Annotated in this window: 11 protein-coding genes; 10 read left to right on the top strand and 1 reads right to left on the bottom strand. The window is 70.7% G+C overall.

Features of this window, described 5'->3' with window-relative positions:
* The first annotated feature begins 45 nt into the window (after positions 1–45).
* From D7Y11_RS25230 to D7Y11_RS25190, 9 genes are all read left to right on the top strand, one after another.
* Positions 46–1,812 (top strand): protease pro-enzyme activation domain-containing protein, encoded by a 1,767-nt coding sequence (locus D7Y11_RS25230; protein ID WP_126934978.1) that lies wholly within the window; start codon positions 46–48, stop codon positions 1,810–1,812.
* A gap of 108 nt (positions 1,813–1,920) precedes the next feature.
* The gene (locus D7Y11_RS25225) at positions 1,921–3,189 is read left to right on the top strand and encodes a hypothetical protein (protein WP_120578070.1); all 1,269 of its coding nucleotides are present in this window, start codon (positions 1,921–1,923) and stop codon (positions 3,187–3,189) included.
* Positions 3,190–3,409: 220 nt separating this feature from the next.
* Positions 3,410–6,598: a poly-gamma-glutamate biosynthesis protein PgsC/CapC gene (locus D7Y11_RS25220; protein ID WP_126934977.1), complete on the top strand. Its 3,189-nt coding sequence runs from the start codon at positions 3,410–3,412 to the stop codon at positions 6,596–6,598.
* On the top strand, positions 6,595–9,231 hold the full coding sequence (locus tag D7Y11_RS25215; RefSeq protein ID WP_126934976.1) for a hypothetical protein: 2,637 nt from the start codon (positions 6,595–6,597) through the stop codon (positions 9,229–9,231). Before D7Y11_RS25220 ends, D7Y11_RS25215 begins: the two co-directional genes overlap by 4 nt.
* 35 nt (positions 9,232–9,266) lie before the next feature.
* Complete coding sequence (locus D7Y11_RS25210; RefSeq protein ID WP_120578073.1) at positions 9,267–10,283, top strand: hypothetical protein; 1,017 nt, start codon at positions 9,267–9,269, stop codon at positions 10,281–10,283.
* Positions 10,284–10,289: 6 nt separating this feature from the next.
* A complete protein-coding gene (locus D7Y11_RS25205) occupies positions 10,290–15,284 on the top strand; it encodes a hypothetical protein (protein WP_126934975.1) in 4,995 nt (1,664 codons plus the stop codon).
* Positions 15,285–15,346: 62 nt separating this feature from the next.
* Positions 15,347–19,951: a hypothetical protein gene (locus D7Y11_RS25200; RefSeq protein ID WP_126934974.1), complete on the top strand. Its 4,605-nt coding sequence runs from the start codon at positions 15,347–15,349 to the stop codon at positions 19,949–19,951.
* A gap of 35 nt (positions 19,952–19,986) precedes the next feature.
* The gene (locus D7Y11_RS25195; RefSeq protein ID WP_199753782.1) at positions 19,987–21,180 is read left to right on the top strand and encodes a GNAT family N-acetyltransferase; all 1,194 of its coding nucleotides are present in this window, start codon (positions 19,987–19,989) and stop codon (positions 21,178–21,180) included.
* On the top strand, positions 21,162–21,599 hold the full coding sequence (locus tag D7Y11_RS25190; protein WP_121753907.1) for a serine O-acetyltransferase: 438 nt from the start codon (positions 21,162–21,164) through the stop codon (positions 21,597–21,599). Before D7Y11_RS25195 ends, D7Y11_RS25190 begins: the two co-directional genes overlap by 19 nt.
* Positions 21,600–21,908: 309 nt before the next feature.
* Here the strand turns inward: D7Y11_RS25190 and D7Y11_RS25185 are convergent, their stop codons facing one another.
* Positions 21,909–22,958: a hypothetical protein gene (locus D7Y11_RS25185; protein ID WP_126934973.1), complete on the bottom strand. Its 1,050-nt coding sequence runs from the start codon at positions 22,956–22,958 to the stop codon at positions 21,909–21,911.
* 402 nt (positions 22,959–23,360) lie between these two features.
* Between D7Y11_RS25185 and D7Y11_RS25180 the strand changes: the two genes are divergently transcribed.
* Complete coding sequence (locus D7Y11_RS25180; RefSeq protein WP_126934972.1) at positions 23,361–23,915, top strand: hypothetical protein; 555 nt, start codon at positions 23,361–23,363, stop codon at positions 23,913–23,915.
* The last annotated feature ends 119 nt before the right edge of the window (positions 23,916–24,034 follow it).

The following is a 24,034-nucleotide window of genomic DNA, read 5'->3' as shown; positions in this document are numbered from 1 at the left end:
GGGGTGCCGGGGACCCGAGGCGGGTCACTCCGGGCTGGGGGCGCAATGAAGCGCGGATACATCCTGACGGGTGTGCTTCTGCTGGCGGGGTGGATGGGTGGCTGCCGTGACTCGGACCGCCTGACGTCCGTGGGCAAGCCGCGGCCTCCCGGGCCGACTCCGGTGGAATCCACGCCCACCCTTCCCGACTCCGAAAACTCACAGCCCCCGCCCGGCAAGCCACCGCCGGAGCCAGAGGTGGTGGACCCGCCGCCGCCCGACCCGGAGGCGGAGGTGTTGGACCCCACGCCCATCCCGACGACGGACGGCGTCCCGGGCCCCCTGCCGGGCGTCTACACGGACCAGGGCGAGGCGCCGGTGACGGACCTCATCCGCGGGCTCGTGTCCTTCCCCATCCGCGACGCGCCCGCGCTCGAGGAGCGCATCGCGGACATCTACAAGCCAGGCGGATCCCGCTTCCGTCAGTACATGACGCCCGCCGAGTGGATGGCGAAGCACGCTCCGTTGGAGAAGGACGTCACCGTCGTCACGGACTGGCTGAAGTCCGAGGGCATGCAGGTGCCCTACGTCGCCACCAACCGGCTGCTGGTGCAGTTCGTGGGCACGGTGGGCCAGTTCAACAAGGCGTTCGGCGTGACGCTGCGAGTGCTGGAGCGCAAGTCGCCGCAAGGCGGAAATGACCCGCACGACGTCTATGGCCTCGTAGAGACCATCAAGGCCCCCACGTTCGTGCAGCAGCGCATCCACGCCGTCGTGGCGCTGGACCTGCCGGCGGAGACGGGCACCCTGCCCGGCGAGTTCGGACAGCCGTCCACGGAGCCGCCGAACCCCGTCAGCCGGGGCCTCACGCCGCAGCAGGTGGCGCGCGCGTACAACGTGGACTCGCTTTATGAGCAGGGCCACCAGGGCCAGGGCATGAAGCTGGGCGTGGTGATTGGCGCCAGCTTCCGGTGGAAGGACGTGCGCGCCTTCTGGAAGATGTGGGGCATCGAGCGCGAGGACCCCAAGGTCATCCAGACCATGGAGCCGCCCGTCACGCGCTACCGCGAAGGCACGCTGGACGTGGAGTGGGCCGCGGCGATGGCACCCAAGGCGGAGGTGCTCGTCTACATGGGCCCGGACGCGCGCAACACGTCCATGCTCTACACCTACAACGAGGCCATTGGCCGCGGCGAGGTGAGCGTCATCACCACGTCCTTTGCCCACCGCGAGGACTCCGAACCCAAAGCGGTGCATGAGGCCTACAGCCACGCCAGCACCATGGCCGCCGCGCTGGGCATCACCGTCGCGGCGGCGAGCGGCGACTCCGCGGGCGTGGACGTCCCGGGCAACAGCCCCTACGTCACCGCCGTGGGCGGCACGCAGTTGAAGATGAACGGCATGACGGTGACGGGCGAGACGGCCTGGTACTACTCCGGCTCCGGCATCACCCGCACCTTCGCCACGCCGGAATGGCAGAAGGGCCTGGTCCCGATGCCCGCCAAGCGCGCGGTGGTGGACGTCGCGCTGAACGCGGACACCGGCTACTGGTACACGTGGCTGGGCGTCACCACGCCCAACACCGGCACGTCGTTCTCCTCGCCCATCTTCGCGGGGATCATGACGGTGGTGAACGGCGCGCGCGCGGACGCGGCGAAGCCGAGGGTGGGCTGGCTCAACTCGCAGCTCTACACGCTGCCCGCGGTGCAGCAGACGTTCCGCGACATCACCGTGGGCGTCACCGACCGTCAGTACGAAGCCGGGCCGGGCTGGGACATCCCCACCGGCTGGGGCGCACCCGACGCGGAGGGACTGCTGCGGACCCTGCCCTGAGCGGGCGGGTGACATAGGGCGGACGGGCAACCGAGCCCCGCCCCGGCTGTCATCCCGGATTGACGGGGTGTGAATGCATGCGCAGGGCGTGCTGTTCGGGACAGGACCATGTCCTTGCCCCCCCTGCGCGCATCCCTGTCCTGCCTCCTGCTTCTCGCAGCCGCTTGCAGCAATGCCGTCGCGGGACCGAGCGATGCCGTGGCGGAGAGCCCCTCCACGTCCGCTCCGGGGACCGTCGTCGGGACGCCCACTTCGCCCACCGCGCCCGTGGAGGACGTGGGCCAGGTGCCCACCACGCCGACGCCCACCGACACGGTGACGCCCGTGGAGACGCCCGCGCCCGAGACGCCGGTCGTCAGCACGCCTGCTCCCACGACGGGCGTGTGTTCGCCGCTCGGCTCGCTGTCCAGCCTGACGGGCAACCTGACGACGTGGCTCCAGACGGCGCCCATCGCCACGGCCAACAGCGGCGGCTTCAAGGAGCCGGGCGGCACGGAGCTCGCCGCGTTCGAGGGCGCGTTCCGCACGCTGCTCACCGAAGGTCCCACGCCGCGGGTGGTGCAGGACCTGGCGGGGATGGGCTACGGCGTGTCCACCTTCCGCAACGACACGGGTGGCGGGTGGCTGGTGGTGCGCGAGCAGGGCCTGCTGTCGCGCGGCGGCGGCACCTTCATCATCAACCTGTTCCCCGCGCGCGACCTGTGGCTGGAGGCGCCGCACGCGGACTCTGATGAGGGCACGCTGCGTCAGACGGCCACGCAGCTGGTGACCCTGGGCGCTCGAGCGCTTCTCATCACCGGCAGCAACCGCTGCGCCGTCACCACCGCCAGCCCGTGCAGCGGCACCACCAGCGTGTGCGGCACGAAGGGCCTGCGCATCTCCGACGCCGCGCACTACGGCAACAACTTCTTCACCGCCGCGCACCGCGCGCTGCGCGACACGTACCCGGACGCCATCGCCGCCAGCATCCACGGCATGGACGCGGGCGACGGTCCCGAGGCCGCCGTGGTGAGCGACGGCACCAGCGCGCCGCGGCCGGATGCGCTCTCCAACCGCCTGCGCGACTCGCTCAACACCCACCTGACGGGCACCAAGAAGGCCTTCTCCTGCAACGCGGCGGATGACTCGGGCAAGCACCGCACTCTGTGCGGCACCAGCAACGTGCAGGGCCGCATCGACAACGGGGCCTCCGACGCTTGCTTCGCGGAGGCCGCCGCCGCCACGGACCGCTTCGTCCACCTGGAGCAGTCCGCCACGCTGCGCGGCACCGGCGCGTCGTCCAAGGCCGTCATGCAGGCGCTCGCGGACACCGTGCCCTGCACGCTCGGCGGTTCCGGCCTGGGCTGCCCTGCCGTGGTCGCGCAGGACTGCCCGTGAAGTGTCTCGCGAGAGACGTCCGCACGTGCCGTGCCAAGCGGCTGCTCGCCACGTGAAGCAGGAGGGCTGATCCGTCCGCGGATCCGATACCAGTGTCCGGGGCTGGGCATTCAGCGACACTGGAGGCCCGAAGTTTCGGTTGGACAGCGGACGCTTCTCAGCAGCCGAGAGGGGCAACCCTGGTCGGGTCCGGCGCCCTCCCTAGATTCGAGCGGCCACCATGGCGCTCCTTTCGACCCTGACACTCTTCCCGGCCTACTCCCTCGATACCTCCATCCTGGTGGCGGTGCTCGTGGGCGTGCTCATCCTGGCGCTCCTCACGGAGACGCTCGGGTGGGTGTTCGTGGGCCTCGTGGTTCCCGGCTACCTGGCCTCGGTGTTCGTCATCCACCCGGAGGCGGGCTGCACCGTCGTCGCCGAGTCGCTGCTCACGTACGGCCTGGCGCTGGCGTTCTCCAGCGGACTGTCCCGCACGGGGGCCTGGAGCGAGTTCTTCGGCCGCGACCGCTTCTTCGCCGTGGTGCTCGCCAGCGTGGTGGTGCGCGCGGTCAGCGAGACGTGGCTCCTGCCCGTGCTGGGGCACTGGATGGACGAGCGGTGGGGCACGTCCTTCATCGTCGACCGCAGCCTGCACAGCATCGGCCTGGTGCTGGTGCCGCTCACCGCGAACGCCTTCTGGAAGCTGAAGCTGCGCCGCGGGCTGTGGCAGGTGGCGGTGCCGGTGGCGCTCACGTACGTCATCCTCCGCTTCGTGCTGCTGCCCGGCACCAACCTGTCCTTCTCCAGCCTGGAGCTGATGTACGAGGACGTGGCGCAGGACTTCCTGTCCAGCCCCAAGGCCTACATCATCCTGCTGACGACGGCGTTCCTCGCCGCGCGCTTCAACCTCAAGTACGGCTGGGACTTCAACGGCATCCTCGTGCCCGCGCTGCTGGCGCTCACGTGGCTGGAGCCGTTGAAGCTCGTGGCCACCTTGGCGGAAGTGCTGCTCCTGGTCGTGGCCGCGAAGGCGGTGCTGTCCGTGCCGGGGCTGCGCACGCTCAACCTGGAGGGCCCGCGCAAGACGGTGCTCGTCTTCTGTCTGGGCTTCCTCGTGAAGTGGGGCATCGGCTGGGCCATGGGCGGCCGGATTCCAGGCCTCAAGGTCACGGACCTGTTCGGCTTCGGCTACCTGGTGCCCACGCTGCTGGCGGTGAAGATGCTGCAGAAGCAGGTGATTGCCCGCGTGCTGCTGCCCACGCTGCACACGTCGCTGGCGGGCTTCCTCATCGGCAGCTTGGCGGGCTTCGGGCTGTCGCTCATCGAACCGCGTCCGGCCACCGCCCTCACCGCGGAGGCGCCGCGCGACCACGTGCCCGGGCTGGGTCTGGACCGGTCTCCGCTGGGCCTGATGGTGCTGGGCCGCGCCACCGCGCGCGAAAGCGACGTGGGCGGGCAGTCGCTGCGGCTGAAGCACGGCGACCTGCGCGAATACAGCGGGCTGTGGAACGGACTGGACGCGTGGCTGGAGTCGGGCCGCGGGGAAGGCTTGAGCGCGCTGCGCACGAAGGCGGTGGCGCTGGGGCTGGAGCTTCGCGAGTTGCCCAAGCAGGACGGCGTGCCCGCGCGCTTCGCGCTGGTGGAGCGAGTGGAGGGCGCCGGCAAGGCGGGCTGGGACACGTCACTGCTCGTCCCCGGTGCGCAGGGGCCGGTGCTGGAGGTGCCGCGTCCCCTGACGGAGGCGCCGAGCGCCGAGGCCGCAGCGCTCCTGTGCGAGCGGGTGAACTGCCGCGCCATCATCGTGAGCGGCGTGGATTCCCGCCGCGCGGGCCTGGTGCTGGGTGATGCGCTGGCGCAGTCGGAGACGCCGCTGCGCCACGCGCACGACGCGCTGTCCTCACGGGAGCGGGTGCAGCTGCGCGTGGATCCGTCACTGAAGCCGGGCCAGGTGGTGCTGCACACGCCGGACGGCAAGGCGCCGCAGGGCCTGGACATGCTGTGGCCGGGCGCGACGGTGACCGCGAATCCGCCGCCGGAGCCTGGCGGCAACTGGGGTGAGTCGCGGGTGAGCGTGCTGCGCGCGGGCGCCGCGGACCTGGCCTCTCTGGTGATTGCGCACGCCCAGGCGCTGGCCGCGCCGATGACGGAGCGCGACGCGCTGGGCACGCTGATGGTGACGCCGGAGGTGGCGCGCGTGCCAGCGGTGCGGCCGTCGGACGCGGAGCTGCTGGTGCTGGAGCAGCAGGTGGCCTCGCCGCTGTTGGGCGGTGGGACGGCGGACGTGCCGCGAGAGCTGCGCTCGCGCTGGGCCGGTGCCATGGCGGCGCTGATGGGCCTGCGGGTGCATCCGGTGACGGAGTGCGCGGGTGCGTCCACCGGATGCTGGTGGGTGACGGACGCGGAAGACACGCCGGGCCGGCTGGGCGCGGGGCTGATGGTGCGTCCGGGCGGTGCTCCGCTCGCGCTGGAGGTGCCGTCGCCGGCCCGCGAGGCGGGCACGCTGCCGGTGGCCGCGGAGCTGTGGCACGAGTCGCGTTCCACCGCGCTGGTGTTCGCCACCGCTTCCGGCGACATGCCCCACCCCGCCACCTTCGGTGAGCTGCGCACGAGCTTCCAGGCGTTCCATCAGGCGGTGCACCGCGCGCTGCCGAAGGAACAGGGCTGGGTGCTGCACCTGCGCGGCTTCTCCGGTCGGCCGGCCGTGGAAGCGGACGTGCTGGTGGACGTGGGCAGCCCGGTGCTCACTGAAGCGCAGCGGCCCGCGGACCTGGAGCGGCTGTTGTCGCAAGAGGGCCCGCTGGGCTGGCTGGGGCAGCGCGTGCGCTACCACGACGGCTCTCCGGAGCTGACGGGCCTCAACGACGCGAGCCCGCAGCAGGTCTTCTCCCGCACCTTCGGCGGGGCGCGGCTGGCCACGCTGTGGCTGTCCGAACCGCTGCGCGGTGCCTTCGTGGGCCCCCGGCTCGTGGCGGAGGAGCTGGCCATCACGGGCCTGTTGCCCGAGGAGCCGCGCGAGTCTCCCGAGCGCGCGCTGCTGGCGGACCGGCTGGTGGCGCCGACGCAGCCGGTGTCCGCGGCGCTGAAGCAGCACTTCGCGGAGCTGACCGCGAGCGCGGAGCGCTACGTCTCACAGCAGAACGTGCATGACCTCCGCGCGCTGGCGGAGACGAAGCGCGTGGGCAATGTGACGCGTCAGGTGAAGTCCGGCTTCAGCGCCGAATACGGCCTGCCCTTCCTCCTGGTGGAAGCGCGGCAGGGCAAGCAGGTGCTGCGTGCCATCTATTTCCTTCAGCAGCACCCGTCGCCGGCGAAGCGCGCGGAGCTGACCGCGGGTGACGCGGAGCTCGCGAGCACGGTGGACCTGGCGCTGCGGCACCGCCGTCCGGTGGTGCTGACCGGGGAAGTCTCCCGCGAAGAGGCCCGTCGATGAAGACCCGCAGCCGCGCCCTCGTGGCGCTCCTTGGACTGATGGTGGGCCTGGCCCTCATCTGGGGCGCGAGCCTCGCCGTGCTGGGCAACACCGATACGCCCACCGCGAGGCGCGACGCGAAGTTCGTCAACGCCGAGCGCCTCATCTTCTACCGCCTGGAGCCGGGCCGGGAGATGCGCGTGCGCGTCCCCGCGGAGGCCGAGGAACTGCTCATCGTCACGCACGAGCTGCTTCCGGACGGCTCGCCGTACGCGCCGGAGAAGCAGTACCAGTACGGCCTCAAGGCCATCCTGCGCGGGCCGGACGGCGTCCTGCTGGAGCGCTCCATCTTCACGCGCACGCGCCAGAGCAAGGGCCAGCCGCAGGAGGACGGCACGTTCCTGGCGGAGAGCGCCTTCACCACGCACGCGGATCAACAGGTGACGGACGAGCGCGAGTTCGTGCTTCGCCTGCCCAAGGAGCGGCCGGACTACTCCGTGCTGTACCTGCGGGCCGCGGGCGCGAACGACACGCTCCTGGCGCGCGTCTACGTGCGCGCGCACCGCACGCTGCCGCTGCTCGCGTCGCAGAAGCTGGCCCAGGCCCGCGCGGAGGTGCGCGCCGGGCGTGCCACCTTCGAGCCCTTCGAGAAGCTCTCCGCCGACACGCGCCGCTGGCTCGCGGAGGAGCATTGGGAGCGCCTCAACGCGGAGGGCGAGGCGGGCACCGACTACCAGATTGAACCCGTCTACCGCACCCCGTACCGGCTGCCGCTGGTGGAGGCCACCGAGTCCGTGCAGGAGCGCCTGGGCGCGGGCCGCGCCGTGGCCCTCAACGTCACCGGGCCCGCGAAGCCGGTGCTGTGGCTGTGGAGCGACGCGACGGACACGAAGGCGCAGCCGCACGGCCCCGTGACGGTGCAGACGCTCTCCGCGGACGGCACGGCCCACACGATGGAGCTGCCGGGCCCCGTGGCGGGTTCGCCCATGTCGCATCCGCTGGAGCTGCCGGAGGGCGTGCACACGGTGATGGTGCGCAACGACGGCCAGGAGGACCTGCGCTACACGGTGGAGGGCCCGTTCGAGTCGTGGCTGCTGCCCGCCGAGTCGCGTTCCCAACCGGGCGTCGCGTCGGAGGGCCGCGTGGCCTTCCTGCCGGACACGCGCCGCACGGAGGCGTTCGCCACCGGCCCGGCGTGCCCGGTGCTGGAGCTGGAAATCGATCCGCGCATGGACGCGGTGGGGCGGCTGGTGCGCATCGATGCGCGCTCGCTGGACCGCGTGCCCTCGCGCGAGCCGCTGCACCTGAGCCTCACGGTGCTGGATGCGCAGGGCCAGTCCCTGGGACAGGCCTCGCTGGACGCGACGCCGGAGCCCGCGCCGTTCGAGAGCGCGGCCCTGGTGCCGCTGCCGGGCGGCGCGCTGCCCTGCACGCCCGTGGCGACGGTGGCCCAGGACGCGGGCTCCGCGGGCTCTGGAGAAGTGACGGACCTGCCGGCGTGGGTGTCGGGCGCGACGAGCGCTCGGGTGTTCCTGCCGATGGGGGCGCGCAAGCTGCGCGTGGAGGCGCCGCGCACGACCATCGTGCAGCTCTACAGCTTCCTGTCCAGCGGTCAGCCCATCGCGGTGTCCACGCCGTACACGAACGACGCGCTCACCGGCGTGCGCTGGCGCAACGCGCCCGTGGATCAGCGCGCGTGGCACCCGATGCGTCCGGCGAACATGAACGCGCTGATGCAGGGCGGCGCGCGCATGGAGCTGCTCAGCCAGGTGCGCCTGGAGCCCGTGGGTCCCGAGGAGGAGAGGTCTCCGCCGACGGGCGACGCGGTGGTGGTGCGCCCGTATGGCTCGCCCTCGGTGGTGGAGGTGCTGGAGTCCGGACCGGCGGACACGGTGGACATGGTGAGGGCGCTGTCCACGGTGCTGGAGCCGGGCCGCGCGGTGCGGGCGCGCTTCGATGCGCGCACGCCCACCCGTCCGGAGGTGCGCCTGTCGCTGAAGGACGCGGCGGCGCTGGGCAACGAGGTGGAGGTGCTGCTCGACGGCGAGCCGCTGCACCGCTTCACCGTGCGCTCCACGCGGGCGAGGGAGCTGCTGCCGCCGCTGCCGCCGGGTGAGCATGAGGTGCTGCTGCGTTCCACGGCGCCGGGGCTGACGGCGCTGCTCAACCGGCCTCCGGCGGCGGGCAGCGGTCTGCGCTCGCGCACGGTGTATCCGGTGAGCCAGGGAGGGCTGCGTGTGCCGGTGCGCAAGACGGGGCCCGGCGCGGTCACGCTCAACGTGGTCGTCTACACGCCGGTGGCGGAGGGCGCGACCGAGCCCCAGCTATCCGTGACGGTGGATGGCGGCAATCCCGTGCGCCGCGCAAGTGTGTTGGTGCCGCACGTCACGCGCGCCGAGCGCACGGTGGTGCTGCCTGCCTCCGAGCGCGAGCCCGCCATGCCGGTGGGCCGCCCGGGCGTGAAGTGGTACGCGCGCACCGTGCCGGTGACGCTGGGCGAGGACATCGCGCCGGGCGTGCACACCGTGCGCATCCAGTCGCTGGGCACGGGGCCCATGTGGGCGCGGTTCTTCATGTTCGGCCAGGCGGTGGACAACGCCGCGCCGCGCATGTGGAACCGGGGCGGCTGGCAGCCCGACGAGGACATGTTGTGAGGTTCCTCGGGAGGACCGGGTCGTGGCGCCCGCTCGTGGCCGCGGGAGTCGTGTCGGTGCTGGGCGCTGGTGCGAGCGCCAACGCACAGCCGGCCATGCGCGCGAAGGCGGCCCCACGGGCTGCTCCGGAGCGCGTGCCCCAGGAGGATCCCACCGTGAACGTGCCCGAGCAGTCGGGGTGCCGCGTGGACGCGCGCTTCTCCGGGCTGTGGCCCCGAGCGGACGCCGTGACGTTCCACCCCACCACGCTGGAGGAGCGGACCGCGTTCGCGAAGCTCATCCCCGCGTTGCTGGCCGCCGCGCCGAAGCAGAAGGACGTGCCCCCGGAGCTGACGAACGTGGCCGCGGCCGTGGGCTTCTTCCTGGAGACGTGGACCACGCCGCGCGACACCTTCTGGGTGCTGCGGGAGCGGCCGGACCGCTACCACGGCGCGGGCGCGTATGTGATCCGCACGGGCGAAGCCACGAACGACGTGGTGCAGGTGCCGCACCCCTACTTCGACATCGGCACGGAGGACATCGGCTCCGCCCTCTTCGTCTGCCCTCCCGAGGGCCGCGCGCCACGGCTGTTCATGACCGCCACCGCGCACCGCTACAAGGGCACGCCCGGTGAGACACCCGAGGATCCTGAGCACCCCGCGGACGTCGCGCACAACCCGGAGCACCTCTTCCAGACCGTGACGGACCTGGCCGCGCGCAACCTCTCCGCTCCGCGCGTGGTGCAGCTGCACGGCTTCGGCGAGTCCAAGGTCCAGAAGGGCCGCACGGAGAAGCTGGCGGCGGTGCTCAGCGACGGGACGCGCAAGCCCGGGAGGTGGGCCCGGCAGGTGACCGCACCGTTGGAGGAGGCACTTGGCCCTGGAGTGAAGCTGTTCCCGGACGGAGTGCAGGTGCTCGGAGGGACACAGAACGCGCAGGCCCGTCTGCTCCAGTCCTATCCGCAAGCCCGCTTCCTGCACCTGGAAATGTCATCCCGTACGCGCAAAGCGCTGGCGAACCCGGCGCGTCTGGACCGGCTGGCCCAGATTCTGTTCGCACCCTTGGAGGACTGAGCGCCGATGTTTCCTGTTCGACGCCGCGCCCGTTACACCCTGCTCGTGGGAGCGCTCGCGGCGCTGCCCGTCATCGCGCAGCCCACCGTCTCCCAGCCGTCCGTCATCGCCCGCAGCGAGGAGGGCATGACCTGGCAGCCGCGCGCCATCCGGGGGCCGGTGGCACTGGAGGACCTCCGGGGCCAGGCGCCCTACGTACCGGGCGGCGTGCCGCAGGTGACGGGCGCGATGGAAGTGACTTCCAAGAAGGGCGCGGCAGTGTGGCTGGGCCCGTTGGACGTGGTGCGCGTCACCGGCCCCGCCGGGGCGCTGCGCTTCACCCGCGTGCCGCTGTCGGAGGTCGGAGAAGCGCCCGAGCTGCGCGTGGAGGAAGAGGGCGTGTCGGAGCGTCCGGGCCGCTGGTACCTGGCGGAGCCCATGGGCGCTGGCAGCATCTGGTGGGTCACGGCGACGAAGAACGCCCGCATCGTGGTGGAGCGGCCCACGCACACGTCCACGGCGCGCACCGAGGAGCGGATGCGTGACGCGCTCCTCAAGTGGGTGGACGGCAAGGGGCCGCGCCCGGCGCTGGCCTTCGACGCGGCCACGCGAGCGCGGCTGGACGTGGACGCGGCGTTGGAAGCGGAGCTCGTGAAGGACCAGCCCGAGTCCTCGCCCTTCCGGACCGCGGTGCGCGATTGGCGCAAGGCGTCCGCACTGCGCGAGTGGGCGCTGGTGTCACCGCTCTACGGACAAGCGGTGCGCGTGGAGCGCCCGCGTCCCACCGGCACGGAGGTGGTGCTGGAGGGAATGGACGCGCCCTGGGTCCGCCCGGAGGGGAAGGGCTCGGTCTGGGCGTTGGAGATGGAAGGCCCGGGCGTGCTGTCACTGGAGGCGCGCGCCGTGCTGGGCAATGGCTCGCCCGCCGAGGCACCGACGGTGGAGGTGTACGGCGTGGGCGGGGTGCTCGCGCAGGCGCAGCTCACGCCGCGGCCCGCATGGGCGGAGGCGTCCGAAGGTGCGGCGCTGCCGGACGGGCGCACCGCGCGGGTGCTCGCGTCGGGTGAGCGCGTGGGCATCGCGGAGGAGCTGCGCGTGGCGCTGCCTCCGGGTAAACACAACTACCGCGTGAGCTGGAAGGGCCCCGCGCCGCTGATGCGTGCACGCGTCGCCACGCGCCGGCCCACGCTGTCCGAGGCGCTGTCGCACCAGACGCACTGGACTGAGCTGGCGGAGAAGGCATGGGAGGTGGTGAAGCAGGACCCCGCCGCCCGCCCATCGCTGCTGCGTCAGCGGTTGGTGGCGCTGATGCCGGACCTGGCGCGCGGCACATACGGACGCATCAAGACGGAGGGCCTGTCGCCGCTGCTGACCGTGATGGCTGCCCTGGGTGACGGCGACACGGACGTGGCGGTGGAGACGCTGAAGGCCGCGGATGCGTCGCCGCTCGCGTGGCACCTGCGGCTGCTCACCGCGAAGAAGCTCCTGGACGCGAACAAGCCGGACGTGGCGCACGCGCTCCTGGGCGCCGCGCCAGCGCTGCCGGACGCGGGCTTCCTCACCGCCGAGGCATCGGAGCTGGTGGCCCGCCTGCCGCTGGGGGATCCGCTGCGCAGCCGCGAGCTAGCCGCGCTGGAGCTTGCGTGGCGCGCGGATCCGCTGTCGGAGGACATCCGCCGGAGCTACCGCGCCGCGTGGTGGCGCGCGAGCCGCTGGTCGCAGGTGACGCCCGCGCCCCGCGACGATGGGACCGAGGTGAAGGCCTCGCACTGGCTGGATCTCCAGGGCATGGAGGCCGACGCGTCGATGACGGGCAGCGCGCTGTGGCCGCTCGCCGCAGGCGGCACCACGCACGTGCAGGCCACGGGGCTCGCGGAGGCCCCCACCCTGCTGCGCGCCTACGTGATGACGCCGCCGGGTGCGAAGGCGAATCCGGTGCTGCGCGTGGGGAGCAACGCCTTCCCGCTGCTGCCGCTGTCGGCGGTGGAACCGGTGGAGATTGCCCTGCCGCCGGGCGAACACGCGCTGAAGTTGGAGGGCGTGGAGGGAACGCGTGCGTTCCTGTCGCTCGCGCCCGCGAAGGCGGAGGGGACGCCGGGCGAAGTGGGCTACGTGCGCTCGCAGTGGCCGGTGAAGGTGGAGAAGAAGGCAGTGCGCTTCCGGGTGCCGGACGCGAAGCTGCCCTCGCCGGTGCGTGTGCAGCTGCGTCCGTTGAATGCCACCGCGGGCAAGCCGCTCGTGGTGCGCATGAACACGGATGTGGGCCATCCGCGCCGGCTGGTGCTGATGCCCACCGCCGCCAGCCCGCGCCACGTGGCGCTGGAAGGCGCGAAGGGCACGTCGTCCGCACCGGTGTCCGCGGTGGTGACACTGCCCGCGCAAGCGCGCGAGGTGTGGTTCGAGCCCGAGGATCCGAAGGCACAGCTCGCCGTCTCGCTGTCGGTGCGCCGCGCGGAGGTGGCCACGTCCGAGGAGTCCCCTGCCCTGCCGCAGCAACCGCAGGCAGGCACGGCGTACGAGACGCTCCAGGCGCTCTCCCGCGCGCTGCGCACGGGGCCCGATGACGTGGAGCCGCGCCTCGCGCGCGCCGAGCTGCTTTCATCGCTGCAGGAGGACGGCTTCGCCCGCGCGGACGTGGGCCGGCTGCTGGACGCGCAGGCGAAGCTGACGCCGGAGCAGCAGCGGCGACTGCTCGCGCTGATGGACCGCCTGTCGCAGACGGCCCCGCGCACGGTGCGCTTCACGCAGGCCATCACCCAGCCCACGCTGGTTTCCCCTGCGTTCCCGGCGCTGGACACGGAAGGTGCGAAGCTCACCACGCTCAGCGCCCAGGCTCGCGAAGGCCACACGGACGCGGCGCTCACTGCGGTGTCGGGAGACAAGAGCCTCGCGGGCCGCTACCTCCGTGCTCGACTGCTGTCGGCCTCGGGTGAGGACGCCGCGGGCGCGCTGGCCATGGCGGCGCTGTACAGGGAGACGGGCCTGCCGCAGGTGGGCCTGGAAGCGCTCGGAATGCTGGAGCGTCTGCAGGACTCGCCGCAGGCGTGGAAGGACGGCGGTGCGCCCCTGGGCGCGGCGCTCGCGAGCCAGCTCCAGGCATGGGCGGATCATCCGGATGTCCGCCGCATGCGCTTCACCGCGGGCCGCTGGACGCGCTGGGAAGGCCTGCGCGACGCGGAGGAGACCGCGGGCTCGCTCGTCGCCACGTCGGAGGCCGGCACGGACGACGAGGACGTCGCCATGTCCGTGCGCAAGGCGTTGCTCGCGCCCCCGTGGAAGCTGTCGGAGGCGAAGCTGCTGCCCGCCGGGGCCTCGCGCGTGATGAGCCTGGTGGTGAAGCAGCCCCGGCCCCTGGGCGCGGAGGTCCTCTGCGGCACCACCCCGCGTCCGGGCGTGGACGCCACCGGAACCTGCGCCTTCGCGCTCCGCGTGGACGGCCGCGTGGTGCGCGAGCTCCAGGTCGCCGAAGGAGAGACCGCCATCCTGGGCACGCGCCTGGACGTCCCCGGCCGTCACCAGGTGGAAGTGGTGATGGCGCGCGCCGACACGCAGCAGACCGGCCTCGTGCGCTTCGTGGAGTCCGAAGAAGCCAGCACCCACGCCCGCGTCGTGGCCGCCCCGCAGCCCCTCTCCCTCCTGCGCAGCCGTCCGGGCGCGCCGGTGGTGATGACCGTGCTGGGGCCCACCGCCCTGCGCGTGCGCGCCACCGCCCTGGCCCCCACCGCGGGTCGCGAATTGCTCCTGCGCAGCACGCCGCTGCCCTCGGGTGACGGCACTGGCGGCTCCAGCGCGGAGGAAGGCCCGCTCATGCACCTGGGCCTGCCCGAGGACGCCGACCCCGGCCTCCAGGGCGCGTCCCAACCGCTGGGCCGCATGGGCGAGACGTGGCTGCTGCTGCCCTCGCGCGGTCCGCACCGCGTGAGCCTGGAGTCGCCCACCGGTGAAGCCCTGGTGCAGGTGCAACTGGGTGTCGCCTCGGATCCGAGCGCGCTCGCGGCCCCGTCGTGGGCCCAGGGCACCACGGGCCTGGAGCCGCTGCCCTGGCCCGCGCTGCCGCCCAGCCTGTCGCTGCTGCCGGAAGGCATGCCTCCGGAAGCGCGCACCGACGGCCTGGGCATGGTGTCCGCGGAGATGGGCTATCGCAGCGAGGACGTGCAGGAAGGCGAGCTGCTCAACCGCCCGCTCCAGACAGGCCTGGAGGTCCGCCTGTCCCTGCGCCGTGAGCTGTCCCCGGGCCGCGCGTGGCTGCGCTTCACACCCGAAGCGCGCTACCCGCTGAACCGGGCCGCCGTGTTCGGCGGCACCGTGGCCGGCTATGTGAATCAGCTGCCCGGCGACCTGCGTCTGTCCATGCAGGGCTCCGTGTTCTCGCAGTCCATCGACGGTGCGATGCGCTGGAGCGCGCGAGGCCGCGTGGCGGCGGACCGCTACGTGCGCCTGTCCCCGGACGTAGGCCTCATCCCCGGCCTGGGCCTGACGCTGGAGTCCATGCAGGGCGGCAGCGCAGTGGACGCCACGCGCTACGACCAGAACGTCTACTGGCTCTACGGCAAGGACCACCCGAGGCGCCTGTCGCCCCGGCTGTCATTGCGCTGGCAGCCCTTCCAGGACCACGTGGCCACGCTGGGCATGTCCGCCGTGACCAACGCGAACTTCTACACCATGGACAACGCGGGCGCCTACGCGAGCTGGGCGGCGCTCCTGGGCGGCAAGCTCCAGGGCACGCGCGTGGAGCTGGGCTACGGCGCGTCACAGCGCTTCCAGGATGATCACCGCGCCACGGCGTACCTGCGCCACCGCGTGTCTGGCCGCCTGGACTGGAACGTGTGGATGGGCAAGGGCGGCAACCGGCTGATGCTCTTCGCGGAGGACCGCGCCTTCCTCTCCGGCCCGTACGGGATGCAGAACATGTTTTCACTCGGAGCGCGGTGGGATTGGACAGGTGGACGTGGGCTGCAGGACGTCACCCCCACCGATGAGGAGTTCGAGGAGCTGCTCGATGAACGACGTTTGCAGCCTTGAGGGTGCCTGAGCTGTCTTGATCCGAACGCGTGCCTGGGGGGGTCGGGCAGGTTTCTCAAGCAATGAATAGCTCTGGCCGCGACATGCACCTGGCGAACGAACCTCTCGAGTCCCAACTGCTGGAAGCCCTGCCCCCGCTGCACCGTCGAGTGCGCGGGGCCCAGGTCGAGGTCCTGGCCCAGCGGCTGGTGGAGTCGTGCCCTCGCCCCGCGGGCCTGGAGGGACTGGCCCCGTGGCTGGGCGTCGCACTGGAGGCCCTGGAGACGGAGCTGTCCGCGGTCCACGCGGAGATCGTCCAGTTCACGCGTCAGCACAACGAGGCGCTGGATGACGCCGCCCGCCGCCAGGTGCTGGTGGAGCACATCAAGGCCACGGTGAAGGACCGCAAGGACCGCAAGGAGGACCTGCGCGCCCTGGACCGGTGGATGGGCTTCGATGCCCTGCGCGAGCGGCTGGAGAAGCGCCGCCACAAGCTGCTGATCGAAGAAGAGACGGCGCTCCGCGCGCTGACGGGCGTGCTGGAAAAGGCCCACGCGCAGGAGCTGCAACCCGCCGCGGTGCCGCTGGCGAGGCAGCTGCTGGACCGCGCCGTGGACGCCCCCCGGGCGCAGAACCGCTCCGCCGCGCTGGAGGCCTTCCGGCAGCTCGCGCAGACGGTGCCGGGAGTCGCCGCGTCGCTGCCCGAAGTGGGCCCCACGCTGACGAGCCTCGCGGGCCAGGAGGACGTGAGTCCGTTCTTCCAGGCGGAGGCACTGCGCGCGCTGCTCACGGTGGACGTGCTCGAGGGCGTCACCCTGCTGCGCCAGCGCCTGCGCGCGAAGGCCCCGTCGGAGAGGGACTTCCTCTTCCGCCGACAGGTGCTGGAGCAATGCGCGCCGCTGCTGTCGGAAGAGCACCGCGTGCCGCTGCTCACCGAGGTCGCGCACCACGACCCGAGCGAATACGTGCGCATGGGCCTGTGCGCCCTCATCGCGCAGCGCCCGGAGGGGCAGCCACTGCTGCGCCGCCTGGCGGGGCTGGAGCAGGTGCCGGCCGTCTCGGGACAGACGCTGTCGGAGCCGAGCCCGCGCGTGCGCACCGCCGCCGTGCTGGCCGCGGTGGACGCGGCGCTCGCGTCGCCGAAGGTGAAGGGACAAGCGCTCCAGGTGCTGGTGGACGTGCTCGGCCGTGACACCGCGCCACTGGTCCTGCGCGTGTCGTGCGAACGCGCCGCCGCGCTGGCGGAAGCGCTGGGGGCCGCCGGACTGGGCCCCGCGCACGCGGCGCTGCTGGACGCGGTGGAATCCCTGGCGACGCAGCCGGGCGCCACCGGGCCGGTGGTGGAGGCCGCCGCCGCCGCAGCGCAGGTGCTGCGCCGGGTGAAGGACCCGGTGCGCCAGGCGTGGACGGTGTTCCTCGCGGGCCGCGTCTCCAAGCTTCGCCCGGGCAGCCGCACGCGCATTCCGCTCCAGCCCGCGCCGGAGAACCTGCCGCCGATGCCGGAGGGCCCCGCGTGGCTGGGCGCCATCCTCGCGGACCTGTCGCAGGACGGGCACGGCCTGTACGCGGAGCGCACGGACAAGACGCTGACGCTGTGGCACGGCGACAGGCAGGAGCGCCGCCTGTGGCGCGTGTGGCACGAGCTGGGCCGCCCCGCGCCGAACAAGCGCCAGGCGTTCCTGCACACCACCGGCCGCGTGATGTCCGGCACGCTGCGCGCGCACCCGGGCCACCTGGACGAAATCACGGAGACGCTGGTCCCCGGCGAGCGCGTCCACGTGGCGAGCCAGGGCAGCTGGGGCCGTCACCTCCCCACGGTGGACGACCTGCTGGACATGCCGTTGTCGAAGGACGGCAAGGTGCACCTGTTCAGCAGCCACGGCGAGACGGTGCTGGTGCCGCCCGCCTCGCGCCTGCGCCGGCTGACGAACCGCCTGAAGGTGTCGAAGGACTACCGTCGGCTCGCGACGCTGCGGCTGGACTCGCTGGGAGGCGAGGAGCCCCGCGAGCGCCGCCGCTTCGTGGAGCAGGTGGAGCGCGAGCTGGGCGTCCAGGTGCGCTTCACGCCGTACGGGCAACACAAGCAGGTCCCTTCTCCGCTCGCCACGCTCTTCCACGAGCCGGAGGCCGCGCCGAAGCCCACGTCCACGCTGCACACGCCCGCGCTGCTGGGCCTGCAGAGCGGGTTCCTGGCGCTCCTTACCGAGCGCATCATGGAGAACGAGGGCTACTTCCTCGGAATGGGAGGCAATGGCATCGCGGCGCTGGGCCTCTTCACCGCGGCGCTCTTCTCCGTCTTCCTCGGCGACACGTACGTGAAGCGCCAGAGCGTGCGGAAGTCCCGGGAGAAGATCCCGCTCGTCATCGGCGGCTGGGGCACGCGAGGCAAGTCCGGCACGGAGCGCCTGAAGGCGGCGCTCTTCTCCGGCATGGGCTTCGAGGTGTTCGCGAAGACGACGGGCTCGGAGGCGATGTTCGTGCACAGCGCCCCGGGCGCCGGGCCGTCCGAGTTCTTCATCTTCCGGCCCTACGACAAGGCCACCATCTGGGAGCAGAAGGACATGGTGGAGCTGGGCGCGCGCCTGGGCACGGAGGTGTTCCTCTGGGAGTGCATGGCGCTGCAGCCCAACTTCGTCGAGCTGCTCCAGAACGACTGGATGAAGGACGACTTCGCCACGCTGACCAACGCCTATCCGGACCATGAGGACATCCAGGGTCCGGCGGGCATCAACGTCGCGTCGGTCATCACCAACTTCATGCCCAAGGGCGGCAGGGTGGTGACGACGGAGGACCACTTCCTCCCGCTCTTCAAGCAGGCAGCGCAGGAGAAGGACACCACGCTCCTGCACAGCGCGTGGTGGGAAGCGGAGCTGATCCCCGAGGAGTTCCTCGCGCTGTTCCCCTACCGCGAGCACCCGCGCAACATGGCGCTGGTGGCGACGCTGGCGGAGCAGCTCGGCGTGTCGCGGCCGTACGCGCTGGCGCTGATGGCTGAGCACGTGCAGCCCGAAATCGGCGTGTTGAAGGTCTTCCCGCCGGCGAAGGTGCGCGGGCGGCAGCTCCAGTTCATCAACGGGCACTCGGCGAACGAGCGCACGGGCTTCATGAACAACTGGATCCGCACGGGCCTGGGCGACGTGGATCCTGAAGCGAACCCGGAGCGCGCGGTCATCACCGTCATCAACAACCGCTGGGACCGCGTGTCGCGCTCGGAGGTGTTCGCGCGCATCATGGTGGAGGACGCGCCCGCGGACCGGCACGTGCTCATCGGCACGAACCTGGAGGGTCTCCAGAAGTACGTGCGCGGCGCGTTGGATCGGCACCTCATGAGTACGGAGGTCGTCGCGGAGGAGGAGGTCGCAAGCCCCGAGGGTCAGGCCCGCGCGGAGGCGAGGCTCGCGAAGGAGTTGGCGAAGCTGAAGGTGCCGCGTCCCACGAAGGCGACGTTCCTGGACCGGCTGGAGCGGTACGCGGCCGGCGCGGGGCTCCAGGCGGCTCACACGCTGGCGCTGACGGCCGCGGTGGAGAAGGCGCTGGAGGGCGGAGACGACGACGTGGGCGTGGAGAAGGTGCGCCGCTCGCTGGAGCGTGAGGTGGGCCCGCTCATCGACGAGGCGCTGTCTCCGGTGTCGCGCACTCAGCCGCAGACGCTGCCGGAGGTGCTGACGGCCGCGACGAAGGACGAGGTGCGCGAACACGCGCTGTATCTCCTGGCGCGCATGGCGGTGCACGCGCGGCTGAAGGCGCTGCTGCCCCGGGGTGAAGCGGATGCGCAGGGCCGCGTGAAGGCGTTCCACGCGAAGTTCCGCGACGCGTACAAGGCCATGATGCTGGAGCAGCTGGTGCCGGTGTCCGACTCGCAGGCGACGGGCGACCAGGTGGTGGACACGTGCGCTCGCGCGGTGGCGCCCGGGATGCAGGTGAGCATCATGGGCGCGCAGAACATCAAGGGCACGGGCCTGGATTGGGTGTACCGCTGGATGGCGCTGGACCGGGTGACGACGGCGCTGAAGGCGCTGGAGGGCACGTCGGTGGAGGCGCGGCGGCGGGCGCTGGAGTCGCTGGAGACGTTCGACGACTCGGGCTTCGTGGACGCGGGCCTGGCGCGCACGGTGCTGCCGGGACTCGTCGGCAAGGCCGCGTCGCCGGATGAGGCGGACCGGCTGCGCAAGCTGGCGGAGCGCGCGAGGGCGCGGCACGAGTTGAAGATCGCCGCGCTGACGCACACGGCGGCGGGCGGCGCGACGCAGGTGGTGGTGCGCAAGCTGGAGAAGGTCTTCGACTACCTGGACAGCGTGACACGCCGCCGGCTGAGCGAGATGTTGCTGGAGGACCTGGAGACGGGCCGCGTGTCACATGCACGCGCGGCGGTGGAGACGCGCAAGCTGTACGAGCGCCAGAAGGGCGGCTGGCTCTTCCGCGGCCTCAAGAAGCAGCCGAAGCGGCTGGCGCCGGTGGTGGAGGCGCCCACGCCCGTCATGCCAACCCCCGCGGAGGCGGTGTTCAAGGCGACGGTGGAGCTCACCAGCACCAGGGGCCCGGTGCAGGTGCACCACGTCCCCCTGGACACCAACGCGCTGGCGAAGCTCGAGGGGCCGGTGCTGCCGCGCGACGAGCCGCTGCAGAAACAGGGACCGGAAGTGCTGGGACCCGAAGCGGCGGATGACGCAGGCGAGCCGCTGTCCTGAGTCCCCGACAGAGAGCACCCCGAGGAGCGATGTTCATGGAGGAGAGTCCCATCACGGACGCGATGCTCGGGGAACGCGTCCCATCCCTCCCCCGCCCCAACGCGGTGGAGTTCATGACGCGCGGGCGCGTGGAGCCCCTGTGCGTGGAGGAGGTCCGGAGTCTCGCGGCCTTCGATGCCTTGGAGGTGGAGTGGAACGCGCTGGTGAAGCGCGTGGACGACCAGGTGTTCCACCGGCACGAGTTCGTGCGCTGCTGGCTTCAGCACTTCGCGCCCAATGCGGCCCTGCGCATCCTCACGGCGAGGAACGCGCTGGGCATGCTGGTGGCGGTGCTGGGGCTCCAGGAGGAGCAGGGCCACCAGTACGGAATGCCGGTGCGGCAGTTGTCGTCGCTGACGAACAAGCACTCGTGCCGCTTCGACCTGGTGGCGGACGAGCCCAAGCGCGCCGCGGTGGCCTTCCTGTCGCATCTGATGGGCGACCCGAGCTGGGAGGTGCTCCGGCTGTCGGACGTGCCGGAGGGCGGCGCGGCCTGGGAGCTGCTCAACGCGGCGAGGGGCGCGGGGATGCCCTGGGGCGCATGGCCGAGCTCTCGCTCTCCCTACCTGGTGTTGCCCTCCACGGTGGCGGCGTGGACGAAGGGCCGGAGCAACGCGAAGCCGCTGCGCAGAAGGCGCAGGCGCCTGGAGGAGAAGGGCCGCGTGGAGGTGGAGCGCGTGGCCGAAGTGGAGGGCCTGGGGGCGAAGCTGGAAGAGGCCTTCGCACTGGAGCAGAGCGGCTGGAAGGCGAGGGAGGGCACGGCCATCGCGCAGGCGCGGCACCGTCGGGACTTCTACACGGGGCTCGCGCACACGGCGGCGGAGCGCGGCTGGCTGGGGTTGTATTTCTTGCGACTGGACTCACGTCCCATCGCGTTCCAGTACGGGCTGGAATACGCCGGTCGCTATCTGGCGATGAAGCCGGGCTACGACGAGTCATTGGCGGAGGTCAGCCCGGGGCACCTGCTGACGGAGAACCTGATCCAGGACTGCATCGGAAGGGGCCTGGGCGAGCTGGACTTGTTGGGGGATGATGCTCCCTACAAGCGCGAGTGGACGGAGCAGGTCCGGCCGCACCACTGGCTGTTCATCTACCGGGACACGTGGATGGGGCAGACGCTGCAACGCTCGAAATTCCGCTGGGCTCCGGTGGCGAAAAGGATGGTGGACAGATGGGTCCGACGGCGCTGACGTTCTACCGGGCCGCGAAGCGGCTCCAGGCGCTCCCAAGGCTCGCGAACATGGTGGCCACGGTGGGCAACCGCCTCCACAACAGCCACGTGGACACGAAGGCCGTGCTGCACCCCACGGTGGAGCTGGGCTACGGAGGCATCGGCGTCATCATCGCGCCGGGTGTGGAAATTGGAGAGAACAGCTTCATCTCCCAGAACGTGAGCCTGGAGCCCCTGCCCGGACGCGTCGGCGTGCCCCGCGTGGGCCGCGACGTCTACATCGGCGTGGGCGCCCAGATTCTGGGGCCCGTGGTGATTGGCGACGGCGCGAAGGTTGGCGCCAACGCCATCGTGCTGGACGACGTGGCGCCGGGGACTACCGTGGCGGGGATTCCGGCGCGTGAGCTGAAGCAGAAGGTCCCGCCCACGGGGACGTGAGCAAGGTGGTGCCCATAGCGCTACCGGAAAAATGAGCCCGGTGCGTCGCGAATCCACGAGGCACCGGGCTCTGCCCACCCCTATCCCATCATCAAGCAGGAATGCGATTCGTCATCGCGAGACCTGCTTCCATTGAATTTCTGCCAGAAAGGCAGCCGCCATCTGCGTCCGGAGGCGCGCTCATTGAGCGGACCTATTTGGAGGCAACCCTCTTCAACGAGGGCAGACGGTCACCCGGTCTGTTGCCGGGAGCTGAAAGGCTTGGAGCCTGCTGTCCTGAATGCCTTTGATTTGGGTTGGAAGGCCATTCTACTCCGAACTCAGGATGCGAACCACTCCCGGCACGTCGTGGCCATGCTCCACGAGCATCTTTCGCAGAAGGAAAGGGAGGGTGAGTGCGTCGTGCGCTCCTTGCTCCTTTCCCGGCTTGGCGAAAAAGGCCTCACTGTGGCCAAGCAAAGTATTTGAGTCGAAGGGGCCATGGATGACGGAGAGCCAGCGCGCCGAGTCATCAGCGCACTCAACGTATGGCTCCTCATCCGCAAGGTGAGCGAACTCCGTATCAATGCCTCGAGTTCCCTGGCTGAAGCGCTTACGGGCCTCGTGATCGAGGCTCTTCAGGGTCTTCCGCCAGGACCAGAGGGCACGCCCCGCGAGGACGCGGCGATCCTGTTGAACAAGGACGAAGCGTCCGTCCAGGTGCCGGTGCACCAGCCACCGGGCCACGGGGATACGCGCCAACTCCACCATCTTGCGCATCACGGGAACGAGCCGGACGAACGTATAGCGAAACACCACGGGGCCTTCGACCTGGGTCACTTGAATGGGCCGTCGCGCTGCTTCGAAATCCTCCTTGTCGATTTCAATCAAGACACCAATCCCCACAGACGACGTCTCTTCCGCAAGGATGGCCTCCTGAAGTTCACGCAACTCCTCTTGGCTCGAATTCAGGGGTTCCGGCTGAGCGTCATCCGAGGACTGGGTTTCCAGTCCATCGACCACGGGCTCCAGTCCCCTTCGCCGGATGCTGACAGCGGATTCCCGCTCCAGCCGCTTGCGAAGCGCCATCAATCGCTGCCCCAAAGCGGACTCCTCCCAGCGCTCATCTGAAGCCGGTTGAGCACGGACCAGGTACACCCGGGATGTCGTCCGATTGAGCCGGTGTCCGTAGCGCTTCTTCAACTCAGCCACTTGGTGCTCGAGCGCAAGCGACTTGCCGTTGAACCATCCGCTCACAACACTCTGCTCGACACGGCTAAGGTCCCCCACCTCCTTCTGGGTCATGCCGTCAGCAAGGGCGATCTTCACCAACTCGCGTGTATATTTGAACTTGGGCTTCCTCGGCTTCGGTTCGGCCATGATCCAGACACCGCCAGAGCAGGCCCGGGAAACGCCACTGCGTCCCCAGGCCAGGTCATAAATACCGCCCCTACTTCTTCTTGCCTTGAGGCCTTCCACTCTTCGGACGAGGCCTGGCGTTGGGGTTCAATTGCTTGCCCCGGTTGCCCTGAGCCTTGTCCCAGGTCACGTTCGTCCCAGGAGTTCCCCAGTTTCCATTCCGGATGTCTGACGGATGATTCGGCTTCTTGTTCATCTTGGTCCTCATTCCTTGTGTGGGGCGAGCGCCAATACCCGCCGCTGATGCAACCCCAAGGTGCGTCCCAAGGCCTTGATTTTCCAATGATATTTCCGCCATAGAAGACTGATAGGTGCCGATGGGCGCAGAATCCGCCCACTGCGGGGAGCGCAGGAGGAGCAGGCATGACGACCATCGCAAGCGTTGTGGTAGGCGGCGAAGGATTTCGCAATCCCGAGGCCCAGGCCAGCCGGATGATGTTCGCCGCGCAAATCGCCGCGTACTGTAGAGGGCGCGGGGCAAAGATCGTCCTTCTTCCCGCCGGATACCTTCTCGCAGAGAACCCTCGCACCGCAGCCAAAGCGCTTGCGAGGACCTTCAGCGGGTTGTGCCTCATTGCCGGGATCGACTCATCCGACGCGAAGAAACTGGGACCGTCCAAAGCCCAGAACGGCAAGCGCCTGGACAAATGGACTCGGAATGAGTCGCTACCCTTCTGGGTCTTTGCAAGCGATTCATCAGGAAAAATCCTGACGTTCTTCCGCCAGAGGAGCACGACTTCGGGCAATGGCAAAGCAGCAGGACCGCCATCTCAGGCGGAACAGCAGCACAGGACCGTCAAGCTTGCAGGATCGAAATGCTACCTGTTGGCCTGCGGAGAACTCTTCAATCCGTTCCTTCGCCCGCTTCTTGAGCAGGAGCAAGGCTTCGCGCTCGTTGCCCATCTGGGGCCTGAGTGATCCCCGCATTTAAGCGAGCGGATCGCCAGACGCCTACCTGACAGCTGCGTGCGAGGCGGAGTGGTGGGGAGCAGTAAGAGAGGCCATGCGGGGACGCAAAGTGGCCATCAACGAAGAGC

It is taken from the genome of Corallococcus sp. AB018, from assembly GCF_003986945.1.
Lineage (GTDB): Bacteria > Myxococcota > Myxococcia > Myxococcales > Myxococcaceae > Corallococcus > Corallococcus exiguus.
Note: the sequence above shows the minus strand (reverse complement) of the source record. Positions and strands in the feature narration are given on the sequence as shown.

Coding starts and splice junctions, on each gene's coding strand:
- D7Y11_RS25230 (WP_126934978.1), top strand. CDS start 46: ATGAAGCGCGGATACATCCTGACGGGTGTGCTTCTGCTGGCGGGGTGG.
- D7Y11_RS25225 (WP_120578070.1), top strand. CDS start 1,921: ATGTCCTTGCCCCCCCTGCGCGCATCCCTGTCCTGCCTCCTGCTTCTC.
- D7Y11_RS25220 (WP_126934977.1), top strand. CDS start 3,410: ATGGCGCTCCTTTCGACCCTGACACTCTTCCCGGCCTACTCCCTCGAT.
- D7Y11_RS25215 (WP_126934976.1), top strand. CDS start 6,595: ATGAAGACCCGCAGCCGCGCCCTCGTGGCGCTCCTTGGACTGATGGTG.
- D7Y11_RS25205 (WP_126934975.1), top strand. CDS start 10,290: ATGTTTCCTGTTCGACGCCGCGCCCGTTACACCCTGCTCGTGGGAGCG.
- D7Y11_RS25200 (WP_126934974.1), top strand. CDS start 15,347: ATGAATAGCTCTGGCCGCGACATGCACCTGGCGAACGAACCTCTCGAG.
- D7Y11_RS25195 (WP_199753782.1), top strand. CDS start 19,987: ATGGAGGAGAGTCCCATCACGGACGCGATGCTCGGGGAACGCGTCCCA.
- D7Y11_RS25190 (WP_121753907.1), top strand. CDS start 21,162: ATGGGTCCGACGGCGCTGACGTTCTACCGGGCCGCGAAGCGGCTCCAG.
- D7Y11_RS25185 (WP_126934973.1), bottom strand. CDS start 22,958: ATGGCCGAACCGAAGCCGAGGAAGCCCAAGTTCAAATATACACGCGAG.
- D7Y11_RS25180 (WP_126934972.1), top strand. CDS start 23,361: ATGACGACCATCGCAAGCGTTGTGGTAGGCGGCGAAGGATTTCGCAAT.